Source organism: Salinispira sp., assembly GCF_059431795.1.
The window spans coordinates 1-23,332 of the sequence record NZ_JBXWXS010000018.1 but is presented as its reverse complement, the minus strand read 5'-3'; the positions used below and the strand labels follow the sequence as shown (position 1 = coordinate 23,332).

Genomic DNA, 23,332 nt, shown 5'->3' with positions numbered 1-23,332 from the left:
ACCTTGCAATTACCATTACATAGCATGAGTCGTTGACCCATGAGGCGGTGCCGGGACTGGATGTGGGGATCCGGTCAGCGGCGTATGGAAACATTTCCACCATTTTTGGAAATGTTTCCACCTCCTTCGGTTTTGTTGGCGCTGGAGCATTTAGCTCCGGCATTTTTCCTGTGCAAACCGTCCATGGGTCGGGACTCATTTTTACCATCTCTACCCGTCTCCAGATCCGGCATTTCGCCGGATATCGCGGGTTCAGGGATTCCCTCCTGATACTCGGCATTCTGCCGCTTAAATAGTGAATACTGCTTGATGGGTCGGGGTGAAAATGATCCATCAAGCGTGGCATTCAATCCCGTTCGTTGAACGGGCCAGAAGTTTTAGGAGGTTTCGAAATGAAGAAACTGTTAACTATGGGGATAACAGTTCTTGTAACAGCGCTGCTGATTGCAAGCTGTGCAAATCCCTTTGTAAATGAGGATGGAGAAACTGCAGCTGTCAGCGATTTGACTGTTAGCTCCATCACTCACAACTCAGCGGAAGTATCGTGGGTTGAACCTGAAGAAGGGCTTTACAGTGATGTGCAAATTGTTGTTAGCACCACTGATGCTGAAGATCTGGTTCTTCAACAAGCAAAGTCAGAGGATGGAAACGGTTCAGTAGCTTTGACTGAGCTTGCGGCTGAAACTGACTACACTGTTGCGGTAAGTCTTGTGGCATCAAACGGAGCAATTACTCCGGAATCAGTGTCAGAGGAATTTACTACTTCTGCCGCTCCTGAAGAAGAAGTGGCAACAACTTTCACTGTTTCTACTATTACAATCACTGGTATGGCAGCATACAATGGAGATGAAGTTGCATTGACAGGAAGTGCAAATTGGCTGGATGATTTCCAAGGTTGGGACTCACCTTACAAAGAAACTGTATCTGGTGGTGAAGTTACTTTTACGCTGAATGTTGAGTTGGATCCGGAAATGTTGGGTGACTACCAGTGGAAAGCAATATCGGATGATACCTGGACTACAGTAGCACCTTTGCATGATAACCTTGGTGGATTTGATAATGCCGATTTATCAGGGATGCCGTCAAGTGTGGAGAATGGGAAGATTTATAAAATCTCAATCGATAACACCGAAGGTGCAGAAGATATCACTGCAACCGAATCGACGACTGTTGAGCTGTCTACAATTACAATCACCGGTCTGGCTGCATACAATGGAGATGAAGTTGCATTGACAGGAAGTGCAAATTGGCTGGATGATTTCCAAGGTTGGGACTCACCTTACAAAGAAACTGTATCCGATGGCGAAGTTACTTTTACACTTGATGTTGAACTCGATCCGGCCATTTTTGCTGATTATCAGTGGAAAGCGATCACCGATGATACCTGGACTACAGTAACTCCATTGCATGATGACCTGGGCGGTTTTGATAATGCAAATCTAAGTGCCCTTGATGGTTTGGATTTATTGATAGGTAATTCTTATGATCTATCGGTGGACAACGTTGAAGGTGCTGCAGACTTTACTAAGAATTAGAATTTAGGAGAACAACATGAAAAAAGCGTTACTTATAGTGACGGCTCTGTTGCTTGCAGCAATACCTGTGTTCGCACAGTCAACTGTGAGCCTTGAGCTGCCCGATGAGCTTGAACTGGTATTCCGCTATGAAAATGCGGATGCCGAATCTGTAAATATTGCGGGAGGATTCCAGGGCTGGGATCAGGAAGCGACTCCCATGGAAGAAGTTGAAGAAGGCGTGTGGGAGTACCGACTTGCAGTAAGCAAATCCGACAACCTCACCTTCAAATATGTTGTTGACGGCGAGTACCTCTCCAGCATGGAAGGGTTGGCTCCTGCAACCACTGAAGACGGTTTCGGCGGGAAAAATGGAGTTGTAGCCGTTGCTGAGCTTGCTGCTGCAGGCGGTGAAGAGGACGATGTGTTCCGTACCAGCCTCACTTTCGGCACCTTCACTCAACTTTACTCCAAAACCAATTTTCTCACCACTTCCATTGCTCCAGGAGAAGATGGTGAATACATGAGAGGGTTTGAAACCAGCAACAGCGATATTGTTGGAAAGAGCTACTGGAAATTGACTGCAGGAATTCTTCCCGGAATTGATACCTTTCTTGAGCTGAAAGTTTTTGACGGCTCTATTCGGGTGTACGAGCAGGCTGCAGATGCAACCGCCGATCCGGAAAATCAAGTGGATCGGATTGTAACTGCTGCGGATGGTCTTGAAAATGTAGCATCTGCACTGTTCAGCCCATTCTATTCAATTGGCGGTGACAGTCGACCCGAAATTGGACACTTCAAAGCTGGACTGGCTACCGGCGTGGTTGAGCTTTCAACCGGCTACAACTTTGCAAAAAGCGATGAGTCCAGCCGTGCTCGAATCTGGCAGACCTTTGCCAATGACCGTGATGCTAACGACGGGTACCTGGAAATCACCAATGGTGAGAAAATCCAGACTCTGGGAACAGATGTGGGTCTTGACGCAATGATCGGTCTCACCAAGAGGGCAGGCGGACATGGTATCTACAGTTGGGTGGACGTGATGCTCAACGATCTTACTGCTACCGTCTTCTACAACTCCCTTGCCAACCGTCTGGATGACAATCAGCTGCGTTACTACGGATTTGATGCCATGCACACAATAGGTCTTGGAACCGACATCGCAATAGCCGATCTCATGGATATCAGTGTTGAGGCAATGACCACTCTTGATCCTGTCAAAGCCTACGATCCTGCTGAAGCAATTGCAGCTGGTTTCGACGGCTCTCTGGGGCTCGGAGACATATTCAACACAGGTTTCTATGCACGATGGGCCGGAAGCGATGTAACTACCATCTTCGGTGATGACAACGAAGGTACTACCGGTGCCAAGCTCGCTAAAGGTGTTTTCCTCGCGGGTATTTCTCCCTCCACCAAGCCTATCGATTTGCTGAAGGTGGGTGTGAACTACGATTTCAGAACTAATCATCTGTTTGATGGTGATGCACTTATTACTAACGAGTGGTATAGCGACAGCCTTACTGCAAACACCGTCCATAACCTGTATCCGTATATTGACCTGTATCTCGGCTCTGTTCTTCCTGTAACAATTGATGTGTCAGGTTACAGTGCAATGACCCTCACTACAGGTCCTTCAGATTTCAGTGTACGGGCAGCCGGTGGTTCAGTAGCGCTGAAAGAAATTGTACCTGTTCTTGCTAACGTGAAGCTTGGGTATGATTACTACAAATCCAACGATGACTGGGGTCAGATCTATGGTAAAGTTGAACTGACTGAACTTGCAGAAGGTCTGGATTACATCAATGTTGATCTTGCATACCTGAATGAAAACATTGTAACAGTAGCTCATGTTGGTCTTGCAGAAAAAGTAAAGGTTGATACATCAGTGGTTGTTCGACTTGCTGATGGGGAAACTTCACCCTTTGGTGTGGCCCTCGGTGGCGAGCTGACTCTTCCCGAAAACTGGCGAGGTGCAACCACATTCCTTCGAATGGGATATGATCTTGCTCCCTACAGCGGTGATGATGCAACAGCAGATGTATCTTTCGACGGAAACTATCCCGACAGTCTTGGCGGTCAGGGAGAGGCCTTCCTGAGCTTTGGTATCGGCTGGGACTTCTAAGGAGATGATTATGAAAAAAGGAATTATATTTGCAGCACTAATCGTGCTGATACTCGCTGTGAGTGGTTGCGGAAACGTACTGCACAATGCAGGTGGAGTTCAGATGGCGAAACTTACTGCCGTTAACCTGCCTGAAGACGGTACCTACGCAATCAGAGGGCAGGTAATGGGTTTTGAAGACACTCTCGAAGAAGATGCGGATTTTATCGCAACCTATGTTGTAGAATCCAGCGATGGAACTGCAGAATGGACCTTCGACCCTGCGGTTGAATTTCCCCTCGACCAAGGTAACTTCAAGATTTATCGAATTGCTGCCGGCGAATGGTGGCAGAATGTTCCATGGAATTCTGACTTTGCAGACACAGGCTTTGGAAATGAAGTGAATATTTTCGATGCTGAAGGAATTACCGTTGACGGTGCCGCATGGAATATTGAATGGGATGCATCAAAAGAATGGGAAGAAGTGCTTACAGCTACCAAACCCTAAAAATTATAATGCATAACATTTAATCGTAATTCTTAGACCGGCCACTTATGGGCCGGTCTTTTTTGTAAGTCTCACAAAGGAAGCGATTATGAGAATATACAAAACATACGCAATATTGTTCTCAATGTTTATTGTGCTCAGTATTTCAGCCTGCAAAAACCCGGCGAACCCCGGTGATAGTGACACGGAGACGGGTAGAGACTATTCTTCACGTCCATTGGAAAACGCACCGTATGTTCTTGATGATCCGTTTCATTCTTCTTACACCATGCCCGGACCCAATGAACAGGGAGGTGGAGAGTACTTATTTACTCTGCCTGACACGGTGTTGAATACTGTACACATCGCCGGTGATTTCAATGATTGGAACTCTTCCAGCCATCAAATGAAATTCGATGAAGATCAGAAATACTGGTGGATTGTGCTCAGTGGTATTTCGGCCGGAACAGAGTATAAATTTGTGCTTTCAGATGAGAACTTGGATCAGGAGCCTGTGTGGGTTGGCGACCCCTATGGAAGGGCATTTAGAAATGACGGTGGTAACAGCTTTATCGTGTCTACAGATTATTCATGGACGATTAGTGACTTTTCCCCAATCCGGCCTGCAAAGGAAGATTTGGTAATTTATGAGATGCATCTGGATGATTTCACCCGGGAAGATTCAAATATTACCACATCAGGGATCATTAACCGTGTTATCGAAAAGATCCCGTATCTTGTAGATTTAGGGGTGAATGCTGTGGAAATTATGCCCATACAGCATTGGCCCGGTGGCTGGTATTCCTGGGGGTATAACAATTCAGGTTATTTTGCCATTGAATCCTCGTTAGGCAGCACAGAAGCCAATGCGTTTACCGAATTCAAGGCTCTTGTGGATGAATTGCATCAACAAGATATCGCGGTTATTCTTGATGTGGTTTACAATCATACTGCCAATAGTGAAAACCATCTATGGGCAATTGATGAGGAAAGCTATTTTGAGGGCGAAACACCCTGGGGTAACCGGCTGGATTTTACCAATGAATACACCCAGAAGTTTTTTCTAGACAATATGAAATTTCTTATGGATGAGTTCAAAATTGACGGTTTCCGCTTCGATGCGGTGGATTACATTGATGTGGTTGATGGTCTGTTTCCTCTCATTCAGCAGCTGGTGGAGAACGGATACGATGATTACTACTATATCGCCGAGCAGTTTGATGGTTGGGTGAGCGATCGTATTGGCGATTTCAATGCATCTAACGGACAGTCAATCATATCCAGCTGGGGGGCAAACTATAAGATTGCCGCTTGGAATGCCCTTGAAAGCAATAGTTCCGCCGGTCTCGGAAGTGCCCTATATTATATAAATGCCGGTAATTGGGCCCAAAGGCCTGCAGACATGATTAATTTCGTGTCTTCCCACGATGAAGGTACCCTCTGGTCACAGCACAACGGTACAGTTGGAGACAGAAAGTTCAGCCTAGACGAGGTTGCTTTGGGCCAGACTACCCTGTTTACCTCCCTTGGAGTTCCAATGATGTGGATGGGGGATGAAATCTTGCGGGTGCATTACGGCAACAAAACCCCGTCGGATTATCCTTATGACAACATAGATAAGAATGCCAATCTTGTTGAGTGGGACACGTTATACAACAATGCTTCTACCGGCGATGATAGCCTGGAAATGTATGAGTTTATGAAAGGTCTTATTGAGTTGCGCCTGGGTAACGATAATCTTACGCCCGCGACTGAGGCGGAGATGGATCACAGTTGGGCGTATGAACCCTGGCAAATAGGAAATGATGAGGATGTGATTGCTTACAGCTACGGAGGCAGCTCCGATCCTGCAATTCTTGTGGTTCTCAATCAGGATGCTGCCACAAGTGTTAATGTGGCCTTTCCCTCGACTGGAGATTGGGATCTGATTGTTGAATCATCAACTCTTAAGGTTGATCTGACCACTCCCATTTCGACCGTAGATGTGACCGGTGGAACTCATTCCATCAGCATTGGTGCAGATGAAGCATTAGTGTATCGAAAGCAGTAGCAGCAGCAGTGCAAACTCCGCCCGTATTTACGTGGGGCCCTGATTTTCGTATCATATTCTCTGGAGCCTGTTTCCTACGGACCGGGCTCCGGGGAGGTATGATGTTCCATACGATTAATATCCAAGCGAAGAAGGCTCGGCCCGTGGCTGGACCTGAAATAATCCGGCGGTCTGCGCTGCTGTGTGCGGCGGTAATTCTTCTTTTTGCTGGAGCACACGCTGCTGTGTTTGCCGACGGAAGCGGTGAGACGGGAGATGCAGATGCCGCTGAAGGCCCGGGCAGCAGGGATGAGGTACATATATCCCAGAGCGAAGTTACCAGCTATGTTGCGGCAAGCGAAGCGTTCAACCCCGACAGGAATTTCGCCCAGGTGTTGAAGGCGGAAGCACGCCGGGCGTCCGACGGTTCATGGACTGTTTCGGTGCGGCTGGACCATAACGATGAGATCCTCACCGACGGCAGCGAACACTACGCCGATCGCTGGCAGGTGGTCGACCCCAGGGACAACTCGGTCATTGCCGAACGGGTGCTATGGCATCATCATATCAATGAAATGCCCTTCACCAGGTCCCAGTCGGGCATAGAAATAGACGGCGGGCTCAGCTATGTACTTATCCGTGCTGCCTGCACCCACCACGGATTCGAGGGGAGGCAGGTTAAGTTGTTTCTCCCGGGTTCCGGTTCCTGAGCATCTGTAGCGTGCACTTTTTCTTGTCCAGAAAGGGTACTCGTATTACATTAATATCACATTATGAAATAATCTTGCTGGAATGCTGCCAGGGTATGAGTAATTCCGGTGCCTTTCGGTCTGGTACCTACAGGGCCCGCCTGGAACTATGTGGGCTCAGCGGATGCCGGCTTTCGGGCAGGGGTTATGAATCGGATTGATACTAACGGAAAGGTGCAGATGAAGGGGCAGAGGAAAATGACAGGAGCCGATGGAACATCCGGGCATATTCACAGAGAGCCCTCGTGTATGAGAACAGAACTTGGCCTGGTTCACAGGGAGCTGTTCGCGGCGGGGAGCAAAACCTACTACAATGCCACCCGCTTTTTTCCCCGTGAGTTAAAGAAGAAGGTAACCCTCCTGTATGCGTTCGTGAGGAAGGCGGACAGTCTGGTGGATGATATTCCTCAGGATGAGCCGGGGTTTCGCCGTTTCTGCAGCGATTTCCAGGATCTGAGGCACGCGTATTCCCGGAACCCTGATGCGGTTTTGCAGGTCGGGGTGGATCCGGTTATCGCCGGGTTTGTAGAGCTTGAGGCGGTCTGCGGTTTTGATCCGGCCTGGGCGGATGCGTTCCTCTACAGCATGGAACTGGACCTTCATAAGAGCGAATACAATTCCCTGGATGAGACATTGGAATATATTTACGGTTCTGCTGAGGTAATCGGCTTGTTCATGGCCCGAATTATGGAGCTTCCGGACGAAGCTCTGTACGGGGCGAAGATGCTGGGCCGGGCCATGCAGTATATTAATTTTTTGCGGGATATTCATGAGGATATCGGTCTGGGCAGGCGGTATATCCCCCTGGAGAATGTTCCCTTCGATTCCCTGAAAGAGGCAGACACCCGTAAGTATCCCTCGGAATTTGAGGCGTTTATTCGCAGGGAGCTTCAGAGGTTCACTTCGTGGCAGGAGGAGGCGGATGCCGCCTTTGCCTATATTCCCCGGAGCTTCCGGATCCCGGTGCGGACAGCAAGCGACATGTATTTGTGGACTGCCGAACAGATTTATACCGATCCATGGGTCATTTACCGCATGCAGGTGAAGCCCTCGAAACCGAGAATTATGCTCCGGGGGATTGCGAATATGCTCCGGGGGGGAATGCCCAGGAAGATTGCCTATGCGACACATTGATACTGCGGTTATCGGAGCCGGCTTCGCCGGGCTTGCGGCCGCCATGGATTTGAAGTCTGCCGGACTGGATGTGGAAGTATTCGAGAAGCGGGAAGAGCCCGGGGGTAAGGCATATTCGTTTACTCTGGGGGAGTACCGTTTCGATGCCGGGCCCAGCTTGTTCACCCTTGCCTCCTATTTCGAGGATCTGTTCCGCCACAGCGGAGCGGATTTCAGGGAGTATGTGAATATTATCCCTCTGGATCCCATTACGAAGTATTTTTTCGCCGACGGCAGCAGAATGAATAGCCGTCCCATGCCGGGCTTTTTGGACGAGGTGGAAGCTCTTGCTCCGGCGGATACAGCGGGTATGGAAAAGTACATGGCTCATGTACGCCGGATTTATGAAATATCCGAGGACCTGTTCCTGCGCAATCCCCTGAGTCACTGGAAGAAGGGCGGGCCGGTGAAGGCGGTAAAAAATCTGGCTCTGCTCACGGGCATAGATGTATTTCGCACCATGCATCAGGCGAACGCTTCCTTTGTGAAAGATCGCCGGCTTGTGCAGCTTCTCAACCGTTTTGCAACCTACAACGGTTCCAGCCCCTACAAGGCTCCGGCGGCCCTGAACTGTATTGCCTGGGTGGAGCACGGTAAGGAGTGTTACGCCCTCCGTGACGGTATTGCATCCATCCCTAAAGCCATGGAACGGCGTTTGAAGGAGATGGGTGGCTCGATCCACTACTCTTCAGAACTCACCGGAATTGAAAATGCTCCGGGTAATCTGCGCTCCGATGATTCCCGTGACGAGAAATTCCGCTCCGATGATTCCCGTACCGGGAAATTCCATAGCAATAGTCTCCGTGCAGGAGGACCCTACATTCTAAACTTTGCCGACGGCAGCCGCATCAGCGCCCACAGGATTGTCTCCGACGTGGATGTTCTCCATTGGTATGAAGATATTGTGCGCACGCCGGATCTGAAGTCTGCCAGGCGCTACCGCCGGGAACCTTCAAGCTCCTCTGCGGTGGTGTTCTTTTGGGGAGTGGAGCACAGCTTTGACCGGCTGGGCTTGCACAATATTTTCTTCTCCGGAGACTATAAACAGGAGTTCGATGAGATCCATGCAAAAAGCAAGCTTCCAGAAGACCCTACTGTGTACGTGAATATCGGGTCCAAGTTCACCCCGGAAGACGCTCCCCCGGGGGGAGAAAACTGGTTCGTGATGGTGAATGCGCCGTATCATACCCAAGGCAGAGAATGGCAGGCGGAGGTGCATCAGCTCAAGCAGCGGGTTCTCGGCCGTCTATCCCGGGAGCTGGGAAAAGATATTGCCTCCCTCATACAGGAAGAGAGAATTCTTACTCCGGACATTATCGAGAAGGAGACCGGAAGCTACCGGGGCAGCCTTTACGGAATCAGTTCAAACACCATGACTGCGGCCTTTCGCCGGCATCCAAATCGATCCCCGTACTTCCCCGGCATGTATCATTGCGGGGGGAGCGTACACCCCGGCGGAGGAATGCCTCTGGCTGTGAGTTCCGGCCGCATAGCGGCCAGGCTGCTTTTGGATGATGTAGAAATCGGCAATGATTCCGCTGCCGGCCGCTTGAATGCTGCGGCTGGGAATGCTAATACTTAATCTGTGAGCCATGATTGCTTACGGACATCAACCGAGGATGGACAACCATGAAAACCTATGCATCGCTTATTACCCTGGCAGTTCTTCTGATCATGTATGTGGTGGGAGTCGCCGGACATCTGAGCTCGGCATTTTATTCGCTCATGCTTAAGCTCACCCCCTGGATTCTGCTCAGCTTTGCCCTGGTAACCCTGGGTCAGACGGTTCTCAGCAGCGGCCGTACGGCCCTGCAAAAGCGGAGAATTCTGCTTTGGGTGCTGATCACCTGGATTATGACCTACACTCTGGAGGTGCTGGGAGTGAAAACCGGACTGGTGTTCGGTGAGTATTCCTACGGCGGCACCTTGGGACCCCAGTTGTTCAATGTTCCACTGATTATAGGTCTGAACTGGGTAATTATCGTATATGGTTTGGCCGAGTCTCTGCGCACGGTTCGTTCCAGCCTGCTTCTGAGCCTGGTTCTGGTTCCCGCCGGTGCGGTCTTTTTCGATTTTTTCCTTGAACCGGTTGCCATGTCCCAACTGGATTACTGGAGCTGGGCGGGGAATACAGTACCCCTCCATAATTACATTGCCTGGGCGGTGATCAGTTTCGTGTTTGCGGTCCTCTATTTCTGGATGGTTCCCTCCGAGCCTTCCAGGGGTCCGGCCATGCGTTTTGCTTCTGGAGCCCCTTTAAGCGAGCATCAATCGGCAAACACCGACCCCGGGCTGTTGGCAGGGACCAAATTTGCTCAGGGTGTGGGCGTCCGCGAGGCCTCAGCGGCCGATCCGTCCCCTCTGGACCGCATCAGAGCCCGGACCGAGCGCTTTTTTCCAGGACTGTATGTAATTATCCAATTCCTGTTCATTCTTGCCTTGAATCTCATGCTGCCCCTTCTGGGAACGCTGTGAGTTAGGTATGGCTTTGATTCATCTGTACCGGAACTTAAGCGTCCCCTCCACCGAAATCGAGTTCGTCGCCAGCAGGGCGTCCGGGAAGGGCGGGCAGCATGTGAACACCACCTCATCGGCTGTCCAGCTGCGCTTTCATATTCCCGAATCATCCCTTCCCGAACATGTGAAGGCCAGACTGCTTGCCGTATCCGATTCCCGCATTACATCGGAAGGCGTACTGCTCATCCGCAGCGAGACTGAGCGCAGCCAGAAACGCAACCGAGACGATGCACTTGAGCGTCTCAGGGAATTCTTTCGCCATGCTCTCAGACCGGTGAAGACCCGCCGACCCACCCGACCGGGTAAAGCGGCGAAACAGCGGCGCCTGGATTCGAAAAAACAGCGGGGACGCCTTAAACAGGGACGCAAGCCGCCGCCGGGACCTGAGTAGGCCGGGGCGCACCTTCCTCAGCGTTCTTATCCCAACGCACCTTCCTCAGCGTCCTTTCTACAACACTCCTTGCCCACGTCACAGCCCGGTGTTCAGAGGGGCCGCTGGAATTCAACGGGTTTCCCTGTATTCAGAGAGGCTGGGGCTCATCGGAAGCTTCATCGTTGTTCGGGGCTTGGGGGGAATGACCCATGGGGTCCAGGCCCAAGGGGTTCAAGATGGTATCCCGCAGACGGGCGCTTACCGTTTTGGCATTTTCAGGGCTTCCCTGAATCGGTTCATGGATTTCCATTCTGATCTTTGTGGGGATAATGCGCTTCTGTTTTTCGAACATTTCCCGGCTGTTAAAAATGGTGATGGGCAGGAAGAGGACGCTTTTGTGCGCCATGGTCCTGGGGCCTGCGGCATGGAAGCGACCGGGAACGCCTGACCTGCTCCTGGTCCCTTCGGGAAAGAGCACCATGCTCTTTCCCCCGATTACTCCATCCGCTGCCCGGGAGAGGGCTGTTACCGAAGCTCTGATGTCCTTTCTGTCGATAAACACCGAGTTCAGTGTGCGGATCCAGCTGTTGAAGAAGGGTACCCTTGCCAGCTCTTTTTTAGCGATAAACCCGGGGGTAAAGGGCAGATAGGCCATTAAAAGGGGAATATCGAAATTACTCTGATGATTGGCCACCACACATACCGCCCGGCCCCGGGGAATATTCTCTTCTCCCCGGATTTCCACCCTGGATCCGCCGCTGGCAATGAGGTGCCGGGCCCAGGATTGTGTAACCATGTGCACAAAGCCGCGTTTCAAACTGCCCAGTCCCGGCAGGCTGAGCAGCATCAACGGAATAAACAAAAGAATGGTAAAAAACAGCAAAAGCCACATCCATAAGAAAAACAGCACAGTTCGCAACATATTCATAACAGCAAATACTGCACAATCGTGCATAAATGCACAAGTGGGTGGATAGTATACCTTGATATTTCTTCACGGTGAATTAAGCTTTGAATATGGGAGAACCGAACCACACTTTCAGAATTCTGTTGGTGGATGACGAGCAAAATATCCTTAAATCACTTTCCCGCCTGCTCAAAAGCCGCAGCGAACATCGGGTAGAAACCGCAGGATCCGGAAAAGAAGCTCTCTCCAAAATGGAATCCCGTACTGCAGATATAATTGTATCCGATGAACGAATGCCCGATATGCGGGGGAGTGAACTCCTTACCCGGATCCGGGAGACCTATCCTGATACGGTGAGAATCATTATTACCGGCTATGCGGACACCCAGGCCATTCTCCATGCGGTGAATGAGGGGAATATCTACCGTTTTCTCAAAAAACCCTGGGATAACGATGAATTTCTTGAAGTAATCCAATCGGCCGCCCACCACCTGAGGATCAGCAGGGAAAACACCCGGCTTCAGAAGGAATTAGGTGTGCGCAACAGGGAGCTTGAGAAGCTTAACGGCGAACTCGAGGCCAGGGTGGAAAAGCGCACTGCCGAACTCCGCAAAAGCTATGCACGGCTGAAACAGGCATATGATGTGGTGAACCGTCAGAATGCTTCGGTGCTTGAGCTGATTCACAGCATTCTTCATTTCAGCCGCCCCTATCTGGCCTCCCGGGCTTCACGGGCTGCGGGTCTTGCCCGGCTGTTTCAGGGCTACCCGGGACTTGAAGAAAGTGAATATAACGCAATGAAAAACTCGGCCATGCTCCATACAGCCGGGGGACTGAAAGAAGAGAGCGATGCTGCCATGTCCTGGCGCGAACTTGCCCGATCCAGTGCTTCAATGCTTCATGGCTTTCACAGGCTGAATTCCTTCGGTGAGTTGCTCAAAAAAGCGGCTCATCCGGCGGCCGATCCCGAGGCCAGGAGTTCCGATGAGGCTGCTCCGGCCATTCTCAGGATGATACTGGATTTTGATGAACAGGTTCGATCCCTTGAACAGGATCCCGAAGCAGGCATAGACGGTCAGAGCATTATGGAGAGGGCATTTATGCAGGTAAGCGGTAAGGAAATTCCCCTTTCCGATTCGGCGGACGGCGAAGGAAAACGCGGCGAACTAACCGCCGCGGAGCATTGGTTTCTGGAGAAACTCCGGAAAAAGTTCGACTGGAAGGAACGGAAGGTGAAAACCCTCAGTGCCGACCAGCTGATCCCCGGCCAGCGGCTTGCCAGGTCGGTTCATCTTCAAACCGGTTCCATGGTGCTTCCCGAAGGCACCGATCTGAATGAGGAGCATATAGAAAATCTCAAGCGGATTTCCCGGCTTCTAAAGGAAGAGATATCCGTATTCTCCTGAGCGGTCCCGGAAAATCGGGGCCGATCTACCTGGTGTGGCCCGACCAGTCGGATGTGACCCGGGTTTGGCAATTTCCAACATAGCTGATTTGAGAAATTGCCCTTCAACTGAAACGATATGAAACACGGAATGAAACACGGAAATAGAAAAGCAGCGGATATTAAACATGGGGTGCGGAAGACTTCTCATGAAATGCATGCAATTGAAGATCTCTATCTATCCCTGCGCATACGCATTCTCGCTGCGGTCCTTATCCTGATTGCAGTATCGCTGCTCATTATTGAAATATCTCCCCAGAATGAAATTTCCCTGCCACGGTTGAGGATTATCCTGCTGATTCTGATCCCGGGAATTATGGGGCTGGTTCTGTTAATTGTGTATCCCCTGTATCGGCAACTGCGCCGCCTAGGCTGGGGGGAAACTGTCCGCCGGAATGTAATGGATGTTTTTGCCGGTGAGACGGGGGATATTCTCACCGATCTGATTCAAAATCTTGTTCAGGCTTCCGGAGCCAGATGCGGGGTTCTGGGCGTGTACAGCGGTGGAGAGATTGCAGAGCTGCGCTTCTGGTCGTCCCACGTGGAGGACCGTCTGCCCTATTCGGCAACCGAGTATGTATCCCCTGAGTTCCTCACAACTACGTTTAAGCAGTATGGGAGTAAAAGTTCCACTGAAGCGGAAGATGTACCGGCCATGGAAGGAAGCAGGGGAGGAGTCTATATGCGGGTGAAAAAACTGCCCTTTTCCCTTCAGGAGGAAGAATCATCCCTGTGGGGTTTCATCAGTCTTATTGGGGGACTGAGAGGCAGGTTGGGTGTTCTAATGCTCATTAACCCCGGGGCTGCTCTCCCGGAGGCAAGTCTCCAGCTGGTAAAAGATACCATGGGCTTTCTTCAGCCCTATGTTCGGGAATTGCAGGGGAGAATAGAAGAAAAACTCACCCTGGCCAGGACAGTGAGAGAACGGCGGGAGTACGAAACACGCTTTTCCAATGTATTTGAGTATTCCCGGGACGGGATGATTCTGTGCGACTCCCGTGGATTAATTCTGGATATGAACAGTTCCGCCATGGAGATGACCGGAGTTGCCAATATTGGCGCAATAAGGGGGGAAGCTCTGGAGCGGGTGTTTCTCAATGGAATGAGTCAGGATGAACTGCTGCGCTTTCTCCACCGCTCCGATAATCAGAGTGAATTTGAAATGATGTTTCAGAACAGCCGGCGTGACCTGATCTACGGGTTGGTAAGCATCGGAGTGAATCGGAGGGCGGACGGGAAGGTCCGGGAGTTTTATCTGATTATTAAAGATATCACCCAGAGGATGAAGAGAGATTCCCAGATGATGAAGGCCAACGCCGAGTTGGAGCTTCTTACCCGAAGACTTCAGGAACAGCAGTCAACCATTATCCAGCAAGAAAAGCTGGCTTCACTGGGACAGCTGGCAGCCGGCGTGGCCCATGAGATTAATAATCCCCTGGGGTATGTTCAGAGCAATCTCTCCAGCATGAGCCATTTGCTCCGGGAGCACGGCGCTAGACTGGAAAACGAATCCCGAAATGAGCTGGATGAAATTCTCAGCGATTCCCGGGAAGGGATAGAGCGGATCGGCAGCATTGTACGTTCATTGAAAGATTTTTCCCATGTGGATGCGGACCTGCATCCGGTATACATGGATCTGCGCCGGGGCATTGAGGATACACTGACCGTTGCCAAAAATTTCTACAAGTACGTTGCAGAAGTGGATGTTCAGGATGATTTCGGGGAACGGATTCTCTGTTACGGAGAAAAACTGAGCCAGGTGTTTCTGAATTTAACTATTAATGCAGCCCAGGCAATTAAATCTATGAACCGTGACCATATGGGGCGTATCAGTATCCGCATTCGGCCGGAGGGCGGCAATGTCCAGATAGAATTTGATGATGACGGTCCGGGCATCGGTGAAGATGTTAAGGGGAAAATATTCGACCCTTTCTACACCACCAAGGATGTGGGTGAGGGCACCGGCCTGGGCTTAAGCATTTCCCGGGATATTATCGTGAATCAGCACCACGGCAGCCTGGACCTGGTGAAAAGCAGCCTGGGAGGCAGTTGTTTCAGAATTTCCATACCCATGGAACAGGAAGAGGACGCCCAAAACGCTGAGCCCCTGGAGGAGCTGTAATCAGTGGGAGAGCTGTAATCAGTGCAGGAGCTGTAATTAGCCGGCCTCCGGGGCTTTCGATCCCCGGATCTGTGCTGCACCCGCAAGCTCATTATCGAGAAACCACCGGGTACGACCGCGGCGGGCGTAGATTGCCGCCCCGGGATAGGAATTGGGGCGGGAGTCGCCGAACTCAGAGATTTCCTTCAGAACAGACGCCTTTGCTTTTCCGGTGACCAGATAGATCAGCTCTTCGCCGTTGTTGAGAATTGCCGGGCCGAGGGATATCCGCATCTGGCCGCTCTCCGGGTGACGGGCAGGAAAGCTGAGCTCGTTTCGCTTTGGAGGAAATGCACCGGGAAAGAGAGATGCGGTATGTCCGTCAGCGCCCAGTCCCAGGAGGGTGAGCCTGAATGAGGGGAGGCCGTTGCGCCGGGGAAGCAGGGATTCAAGTTCGCCGGAATAACGCCGGGCTTCTTCCTCCGGTTCTGCTTCGCCCCGAATAGGATGAATGTTCTCCCGGGGGATGGGAATGGTGGAAAAAAGGAGCCGGTTCGCCTGTCCGTAATTGCTTTGTTCATCTTCAGGCGGTACACAACGCTCGTCCCCCCACCAGAAATGGAGCTGCCCCCAGTCAATTAAATCCCGATACGGCTGTTCCGCCAGAAGCCTGAACAGCTTTAAAGGGGTGGAACCGCCGGAAAGACATATGTGTCTGGGCTGTGCGGATTCCTCGCTGATGCTCCGGAATATCCCGCCCAGCTCGACGGCCATCCGATACCCGTCCTGAAAAACCCGCACTTCTGCCTGTTCAAAGCTGTTCATCAATTCCTCCTCAGAGTTCACAATACTGGGTGTCTGTAAGGTTCTTACAGGGAAATCGCCAGCTTCGCCCGTCCCGGGAGAGCAGTTCATCCGCTTCCTTGGGGCCCCAGGTACCTGAGGCGTAGCCGAATAGGGAACGGGGGTCCTCCTTGAACTCAAGAATGGGCTGAACAAAATCCCAGCATGCATGCACCGCATCTGAGCGGGCAAACAGGGTGGCGTCTCCCCGGATGGCATCCAGAAGCAGACGTTCATATGCACTCAGCAAATCCTGCTGCTGAAGGTCGTTGTAATAAAAATTCATCGATACGGGACTGGTTTTGAATCCCGCACCGGGCTCTTTCAGGCTGAAGTTCATTCTAATTCCCTCATCGGGCTGAATCCTGATAATCAGGGTGTTCTTGGGCGAACTGTGGGCAAATTCCGGGTGAGGGGTGGACTTGAAATGAACTACCACTTCGGTTACCCGGGTGGGCAGGCGCTTGCCCGTGCGTACATAAATGGGTACTCCCTCCCAGCGCCAGTTGTTAATAAAGAGCTTAAGACCAACATAGGTTTCGGTCCGGGATTCTGGGTCAACCCCTTTTTCATCCCGGTATGAGGGAAGCTGCTCACCCCGTACATTGGAGCCGGTGTACTGCCCCAATACCAGGTTTTGCCGCAGGTCTTCGTGTGAAAGGGGCTTGAGGCTTTTGAGCACTTTGGATGCCTCGTCCCGAATAGACGGGGCATCGATTTTTGCCGGAGGTTCCATGGCGGTGAGAGCCAGGACCTGAAGAAGATGGTTCTGGAACATATCCCGGACGGCACCGGCTCCGTCGTAGTAGCCACCCCGCTTTTCCACCCCCAAATGCTCGGCGGCGGTGATCTCTATGTGATCAACAAAATTTCTGTTCCACATGGGTTCAAATACCCCGTTGGCGAACCTGAACACCAAAAGATTTTGTACCGTCTCCTTACCCAGATAATGGTCTATTCTGAAGATCCGGGGTTCATCGAAGTACTTGTGAAGGGTGCGGTCAAGCCGCGACGCGGATGCGCCGTCGTAGCCGAAGGGTTTTTCTACCACCAGCCGCTTCCATCCGGTTTCCTGGCCGGTGAGGCCGTGGGCATGCAGAAATTCGGGAATCTTATCGTAAAGGGAAGGGGGGGTGGAAAGATAATACAGCACATTTTCCCCGGCAGAATGGGTTTGGGAAAGGGCGTGAATCCTGCCGCCCAGAATGCCGTAGTCTTCCTGCTTCCCCGTATCGATACTGCTGTAATACAGATGGGAACGGAAGGATTCATCGGCATCTATGAGAGAGCGAAACTCTTCATCTGTCAACGTGCTCCTGCCCACCCCGAGTATGGCAAAATCTTCGGGAAGCAGAGCGTTTTTAAACAGATGAAGAAACGCTGGCAGGAGCTTTCGTTTTGTCAGGTCTCCCGAGGCTCCGAATATGACGATTACACAATTGTCTGAAACCATAGTTTCTCCTTCTCAAACACTTCCCGCATCGGCTCTCGAATATAGTATCCGGGCGGCCTATCCTACAACATGGATCTGTGAGCCTGCAATCCCTTTTTCAACCTGGACCTGGCAGGGGATTCGCCGTTTCAACTCTTCCACATGGGAAATGATCCCCACCATCCGGTGGTTCCGGATTTCATCCAGAATATCGATGGATCGGTTCAAGGTTTCATCGTCCAGGGTTCCGAACCCTTCATCGAGAAACAGGGCATCCATGCGCAGCTGGCCGGATCGCTCCTGGATGCTGTCCGCAAGCCCCATTGCCAGTGCCAAGGAGGCCAGAAATTTTTCTCCCCCTGAAAGGGTTTTGACGCCCCGGGACTCACCGGTGAAATGATCCTCCACCTGAATATTCAGCCCCGCCTGGCTCCTTCTGTCCTGTATATCCTTATCAAGCTGGAGTACGTACCTGTCCTCGGAGAGATGCCGTAATCTCAGGTTTGCATAAAATACCACCTGGTTCAGATACGATTCCAGAATATAATTCTGAAAGGGTATGCGCAATTCGTTGTCACCGCTGAGCTCATCCGCAAGCTCCACCAACAACCGGCTCTCGGTGCCCAGTTGTTCAAGCCGGGATTTCAACTCAGACAGTTCATCCAGATTCCGGCGGATAATCTGATGTCTCTGTATCGCTTCATCGCGGGTTTCCTGCATGGCAGTAAGCTCCCGGGTCAGATCATCCAGCTCCTTCCGGGTTCGCGGGATGTCCGGTTTTTCCAGGTCCGCCAGTTTTTCCTGAAGCTGGGATATTTTTCCCTCAAGGGAGGTGAGGGAGCTCTGGAAGCTTTCTATCTCCCGTCGAATCCGCTCCATTTCCTGTTCACTGCGCAGGGCGTTGTTCAGCCTGTCAAGGGATTCGAAACCCAGCTTCTGTTGCATATCTGCAAGTTCCTGCTCCCCTTCCAGAAGGGTTTTCCTGCGGGCCTTTACTTCACTTTTCCAATGTTCGGTCCCCCGGGAGGTTTCCGAGTCACGGCGAAGAAGCTCTTCCCGCTCCTTCCGGATTTCAGAGATTTTTTGATCCAGCTGTTTTCGTTCACTCCGCAAATCTTCAAGGCGGGTGCTGAGCCCCTCAAGGTTGAACTGCCCTGCTTCTTCCTCCAGGGCGGAAATGCTGCCGTTAAGGGCGGCGCTCCGGGAAAGCAGTGCGCTTTTATGCTGCCAGATCTCCGCCAGCTCTCCATGGACGGTTTCCGATTCGGCGGACAGGGCGCTGATTTTTTCACTCAAAGCTGTCCGTTTACGGCGGCGTGCTTCCCCTTCCTCCAGTTTTTGCTTCACTCCGCCCATGTTGTGCTGAATTTCTGAGGATGTGAGGGAGAGAAGATCCGGGGGCATGCGGCTGCGAACCTGCTCCAGCTGAGCCTTCAGCCCCTCGCTACGGGCTTCAAGCTCGGTTCGGCGGTCTCTGGCAGAGGCAATTTTTTCTTCAATTTCGTGAATCTCTGCTTCTATACCTTCCCGCTCATCCGCATTTTGCTCCGCCCGCCGGGGATGATGGGTGGAACCGCACACCGGACAGGGGGAGTCCTCTTCCAGCTCCCAAGCCAGTCGGGATGCATAGAGACTGAGGCGCAGCTTCTCCAGGCGCTCTTTTTGTTCCAAAAGCAGGGTCTCAGCGTCACCGGAGCGTGCCAGCATCTCCCCGGTGTCGCCCAATTGGCTCTGTATATCTTCCAACTGACGATGATAGGATGCCGCCGATTCAAGCTCCTGGGCCTGCCTTAGAAGCAGGTTCTCATCTTCAGGTTCCCCCTGAAGCTCTTCAAGGCTCCGTGTCAGCCGGGTTTTTTCTTCTCCTATTTCTTTGCTCCGGAGTGTGAGCCTCTGCTCCTCTTTCTCGGCACGTTGAATTTGAGAGACGAGCTGTTCATCTTCCGATTTTAAACGGCCAAGCTTTCCGAGTTTTTCCTCAAGGGGTTCAAGGGTGCCCAGTTCAGATGTAATAGCGTCCCTGCGGCTGCTGAGATTCTCAAGTTCGGACATAGCTTCTTCAGACTCCGCCAGGAGAAGCTTCAGTTTCCTGCCTTCATCCTGGTGTGATGAGAGCTGATGCTCCGCCTCCTCCACCGATGTTTTACTCCGTTCCCATTGACGGATGTAGGGAGATGCTTTGGCTGCGGCTTCGCTGTGCTCCAGGACTGTCTGCTGCTCCCGGATCTCGGGCTTTTGTGCTTCCAGCTCCTTGTGCTGCCGTGTTAATGTCTCCAGTTGCTGGAATGATGCCAAATCCGACTCTTCCCGGCTTAGGCGGGTAATGAGTTGATCCCGCCGGGTCTGCAGTTCTCCGATGTTCGATCCCAGGGAGCGTATCTGCCCGCTAAGCTCATGTTCCTCTTCACTCAGATCGTTTCCGCCTTCAGCAGGGCCCTCCTCAGGGGAAAGTTCGCCGATTCTCTCCTGGATCCGGCGAATCTCCTGCTTTACATCCCGCTTTTTCTCCTGCAGACGGTCCGTAAGCTGTTCATGCTCTTCAACGGGAAACAGCGACTTGAGGGTCTGCTGGCGTTCCGACGCAGACTGCTCTAAAAAGCGCATAAATTCGCCCTGAGGCAGAATAATAATGCGGGAGAACTCCTCCCTGCTCAAATGAAGCAAGCCGGCTATATGGCTGTTTAGATCGCTCCGGTTTCTGGTTCCATCCACCGGTTCGGGGTCCTTTCCTTCAGACAGTTTCCACAGGCCGTGTTTTTGATCGATGGCTATCCCGCCGCCCCGTTTCTCCCTGCGGGTAATGCTCCGCTCAACCCGGTACATATCCGCGCCCACCTGAAACTCCAGCACCACGCTCATGGTCCCAGGGAAACCCAGATAATGGGACATCAAATCTTTCTGCTGCCTTGTGCCCAGGGGCTGGTCGTAGAGGGCGTACACCATGGCATCGAAAATACTGGTCTTTCCGCTGCCGGTTTTCCCCGATATGAGAAAGATATCTTCAAGGCGGCGGAAATCTAAGCAGTGCTCACCCGCATAGGGGCCGAAATTTTCCATCTGAAGTTTCAGAGGTTTCATGATTCCTCCGTTTCATTCCGCAATGCCTGCAATTCACGTTGAAATATCCCCAGTTTTTTTTCGGGAACCTCAGGGGTATCGGGATGAAGCCGTGCGTAAAAAGATGCGAAGTCTGTTTGAATATCTTTTCCCCGCTTCGCGTAATCCCGAGCCACCGCAGCGGCCGGGTCTTCCGCCATGTCGTCCGTCCCGTCTTCTGTGGAATTCATAAGGCGTGGAGCGGCTTTTCTAATACTCAAAAGATAGGGGAAGCGCTGTCTCAGATGCTCCAGGGGATTCAGCCCCGGGGGTATGTAGTCCAATTCAATTTCCACATAATCGTTTTCCCGCGTGGCATATTCAGGATCTTCTAAAAGCTGCTTCAAGCTTCCGGATAATCTGTGCAGATCCCGGGGCGGCGTGAGGGGGAGGGGGGTAATCCGTACCCCTTGTGTATCCACCTCCACGCTGAGGACACATTTCATATCATCGCTTTCGGAAAACGAGTATTTTAATGGTGATCCGGAGTATGCAATGGTTTTTCCCGGGTTTTGATGACGGTGCAAATGACCCAGGGCGGTGTAATCGAACTTTTGAAAAAGCCCTGCAGATACTTCCCCGCTCCCGCCTACGAAGCTTCTCTCGGAATCTGAACTCTCCCCACCGGAAGTAAAACAGTGTGCCACTGCAATATTAATATTCGAAGAGTCCATCACTTCATAAATCCGTTCTACCGCCCGGTGAAGGGGCCGTTCGTGGGGGTTGAGTCCGTCATCTCCGTTACGGGAAATGTCCGGGTCCAGGAAGGGGATGAGCCAGAACCGCCCGTTCCCGATTGTTACCGGCTCATCCACCTGCTCCTCGCTGCTGCGGATATGAATATCCTTATCTTCCAGCAGCTCAGCAAGATAGGCCAGCCGTGAGCGGCTGTCGTGATTCCCGGGGATAATTAACACCGGCGTGGAACATCGTCTCCGGTAATCCCTGAGAAACCGGCTCATGAGATTCATGGCCTCACCGGGGGGGATGCTGCGGTCGTAGATATCGCCGGCGATGATCAATGCGTCGTAGCTTCCGTCACCGCCCAGTTCAAGAATTTGGTTCAGAATCGCTTCCTGGTGTTCCAGGAGTGAGTGGTCGTGGAGGATTTTTCCAAGATGCCAATCGGCGCTGTGGAGGATTTTCATTGTTCAAGCATAGGGAAAAACCGCAGGGATGAAAACTGCCTGCGGGCACAGAATCGGATTATGACACCGTTGACATCCGGACCTTCTGCTCTTTTAAAGCAGCTGCCGCAAGGGCGTAGCCTCCCCCGGTGGCGTCAATGAAGTGTACGTCATCTCCGCTTTCTAAGGTTGCAATACAGGTCATATGAGCTTCTTTGCTTCGGTGGACGCCGTAAAAGATGCGCCCCGCCTGAACCTCCCCGTCAAGGGTTTTTTCCAATGCGTCAACGGCGGATTCATCGGCGGAGAAGATCATTTTCAACGCCCCTTCGTACTTCCGGAAATCGCTGTTGGCGATATTCTGTTCCCGGGCTTTATTTATCTGATAAATATTTTGCTTCACCGGAATATTCAGGGCAACCACCAGTTTGGCCAGCTGAATTTCCACCCATGAGATAACTGCCCGCAGAAAATATGCCGGTGATTTTTTACCCCGGCTCATCACCAGGGGCGTAAGGTTCCATTCGCTGCCCGCCCCCCCCATTTTCATGTTTTCCACTCTCAGAGGATGATAGCTGCTGCTGTCCCCCAGCACCGATTCGATAATTTGAATTACCCGGGAGGCGGGCATCCCGTTCCGGCCTTCCACAATAAGGGCTGCGGTTACCTCGCTGCTTCCGGGAATGTCCGCCCAGCGGCAGGTGAATCCCTTGTAGTTTACGGCTTCAGAATCTTCGGCCCCGGAGATTTGGAAGGCTGCATCCTGGTCGCCGGGCAATTTGAGCATCTCTTCCGCCATCTGTATTCCGCTGCCGTGGAAAAAGGCCTGGGTGTACTGTTCGCTGACCGCATGTTTGCTCAAGGCCAGGCTGCCTCCCCGGCGGTAAATTTCAGACATGGGAATGAGTGCGGCGCGTAGATGGAGGCCGAAGAATATTCTGGTATCCCGGATGGTTCTGGAAAGAATGGTCTTCGCCTCCTCATAATGATTTCCATCGATGAGAAACGTCATGCCGTCACCGCCGAATACGAAGGGGCGTTTCAGACTGTTGTACATTCGTGCAAGTGCGATTATGGGCAGGGCCCCGGAGACATTCACCTGTTTATATTTACCCGATTCAATGGCTTTGGTGGAATCCACAATATCTGTGATTGCGATGTACCAGTCTTGGGGAACAGGACGAATGCCCTCTTCCAGACCGGCGCTGAAATCCCTTATTAAAGGAAGGCGGAGATAAAAATCATCCTCCGCAATGGCGCGGCTTTTACTCATACTAATACCATACGATTGATTCTTCTGAATGGCAACACCCGCCGGTTCCCCCCTGTCTACCGAGTATGCAACACCCGCCGGCTCCGCCCTGTCTACTGGGTATGCAACACCCACCGGCTCCGCCCCGTGAGCCGGATCGGGTTCCCCGGGCTATAGGCGACGGTTC

The 23,332-nt window shown here is 51.9% G+C and carries 17 protein-coding genes; 11 read left to right on the top strand and 6 right to left on the bottom strand.

All coding sequences use genetic code 11. From position 1 onward, the window contains the following. The first annotated feature begins 392 nt into the window (after positions 1 to 392). From AC52PS_RS07020 to arfB, 9 genes are all read left to right on the top strand, one after another. Positions 393 to 1,535, top strand: coding sequence for a fibronectin type III domain-containing protein (locus tag AC52PS_RS07020; protein ID WP_495562341.1), 1,143 nt, complete (start codon positions 393 to 395; stop codon positions 1,533 to 1,535). A gap of 16 nt (positions 1,536 to 1,551) precedes the next feature. Beyond that, on the top strand, positions 1,552 to 3,636 hold the full coding sequence (locus AC52PS_RS07015; protein ID WP_495562340.1) for an early set domain-containing protein: 2,085 nt from the start codon (positions 1,552 to 1,554) through the stop codon (positions 3,634 to 3,636). A 10-nt stretch (positions 3,637 to 3,646) separates the two neighbouring features. Continuing rightward, positions 3,647 to 4,123, top strand: coding sequence for a hypothetical protein (locus tag AC52PS_RS07010; protein ID WP_495562339.1), 477 nt, complete (start codon positions 3,647 to 3,649; stop codon positions 4,121 to 4,123). Positions 4,124 to 4,211: 88 nt separating this feature from the next. Next, a complete protein-coding gene (locus AC52PS_RS07005) occupies positions 4,212 to 6,152 on the top strand; it encodes an alpha-amylase family glycosyl hydrolase (RefSeq protein ID WP_495562338.1) in 1,941 nt (646 codons plus the stop codon). Between the two features lie 98 nt (positions 6,153 to 6,250). After that, on the top strand, positions 6,251 to 6,841 hold the full coding sequence (locus tag AC52PS_RS07000) for a hypothetical protein (protein ID WP_495562337.1): 591 nt from the start codon (positions 6,251 to 6,253) through the stop codon (positions 6,839 to 6,841). A gap of 288 nt (positions 6,842 to 7,129) precedes the next feature. Beyond that, positions 7,130 to 8,014 carry a phytoene/squalene synthase family protein gene (locus AC52PS_RS06995; protein WP_495562336.1) on the top strand — a complete coding sequence of 295 codons (885 nt, stop codon included), beginning with the start codon at positions 7,130 to 7,132 and terminating at the stop codon, positions 8,012 to 8,014. Beyond that, positions 8,001 to 9,635 (top strand): phytoene desaturase family protein, encoded by a 1,635-nt coding sequence (locus AC52PS_RS06990; protein ID WP_495562335.1) that lies wholly within the window; start codon positions 8,001 to 8,003, stop codon positions 9,633 to 9,635. The genes AC52PS_RS06995 and AC52PS_RS06990 overlap by 14 nt, the downstream gene beginning before the upstream one ends. A gap of 47 nt (positions 9,636 to 9,682) precedes the next feature. Then, complete coding sequence (locus AC52PS_RS06985; RefSeq protein WP_495562334.1) at positions 9,683 to 10,528, top strand: carotenoid biosynthesis protein; 846 nt, start codon at positions 9,683 to 9,685, stop codon at positions 10,526 to 10,528. A 7-nt stretch (positions 10,529 to 10,535) separates the two neighbouring features. Further along, positions 10,536 to 10,961 carry an alternative ribosome rescue aminoacyl-tRNA hydrolase ArfB gene (gene arfB, locus AC52PS_RS06980; protein WP_495562333.1) on the top strand — a complete coding sequence of 142 codons (426 nt, stop codon included), beginning with the start codon at positions 10,536 to 10,538 and terminating at the stop codon, positions 10,959 to 10,961. Positions 10,962 to 11,091: 130 nt separating this feature from the next. Here the strand turns inward: arfB and AC52PS_RS06975 are convergent, their stop codons facing one another. Next, positions 11,092 to 11,871, bottom strand: coding sequence for a lysophospholipid acyltransferase family protein (locus AC52PS_RS06975; RefSeq protein ID WP_495562332.1), 780 nt, complete (start codon positions 11,869 to 11,871; stop codon positions 11,092 to 11,094). An 89-nt stretch (positions 11,872 to 11,960) separates the two neighbouring features. On the opposite strand from AC52PS_RS06975, the gene AC52PS_RS06970 reads away from it, so the two are divergent. Together AC52PS_RS06970 and AC52PS_RS06965 are read left to right on the top strand one after the other, a co-directional pair. Beyond that, positions 11,961 to 13,256: a response regulator gene (locus tag AC52PS_RS06970; RefSeq protein WP_495562331.1), complete on the top strand. Its 1,296-nt coding sequence runs from the start codon at positions 11,961 to 11,963 to the stop codon at positions 13,254 to 13,256. 129 nt (positions 13,257 to 13,385) lie between these two features. Then, positions 13,386 to 15,416, top strand: a complete 2,031-nt coding sequence (locus AC52PS_RS06965; RefSeq protein WP_495562330.1) for a sensor histidine kinase — start codon at positions 13,386 to 13,388, stop codon at positions 15,414 to 15,416. Positions 15,417 to 15,452: 36 nt separating this feature from the next. Here the strand turns inward: AC52PS_RS06965 and pgl are convergent, their stop codons facing one another. From pgl to AC52PS_RS06940, 5 genes are read right to left on the bottom strand one after another with little or no spacing between them, the layout of a single operon-like run. Beyond that, positions 15,453 to 16,220 carry a 6-phosphogluconolactonase gene (gene pgl, locus AC52PS_RS06960; RefSeq protein WP_495562329.1) on the bottom strand — a complete coding sequence of 256 codons (768 nt, stop codon included), beginning with the start codon at positions 16,218 to 16,220 and terminating at the stop codon, positions 15,453 to 15,455. A gap of 10 nt (positions 16,221 to 16,230) precedes the next feature. Then, the gene (gene zwf / locus AC52PS_RS06955; protein ID WP_495562328.1) at positions 16,231 to 17,691 is read right to left on the bottom strand and encodes a glucose-6-phosphate dehydrogenase; all 1,461 of its coding nucleotides are present in this window, start codon (positions 17,689 to 17,691) and stop codon (positions 16,231 to 16,233) included. A gap of 57 nt (positions 17,692 to 17,748) precedes the next feature. Beyond that, a complete protein-coding gene (locus tag AC52PS_RS06950) occupies positions 17,749 to 20,748 on the bottom strand; it encodes an AAA family ATPase (protein ID WP_495562327.1) in 3,000 nt (999 codons plus the stop codon). Then, positions 20,745 to 21,914 (bottom strand): exonuclease SbcCD subunit D, encoded by a 1,170-nt coding sequence (locus AC52PS_RS06945; protein ID WP_495562326.1) that lies wholly within the window; start codon positions 21,912 to 21,914, stop codon positions 20,745 to 20,747. Before AC52PS_RS06945 ends, AC52PS_RS06950 begins: the two co-directional genes overlap by 4 nt. 58 nt (positions 21,915 to 21,972) lie before the next feature. Beyond that, positions 21,973 to 23,166, bottom strand: a complete 1,194-nt coding sequence (locus AC52PS_RS06940; RefSeq protein WP_495562325.1) for a DUF3095 domain-containing protein — start codon at positions 23,164 to 23,166, stop codon at positions 21,973 to 21,975. Between the last annotated feature and the right edge of the window lie 166 nt (positions 23,167 to 23,332).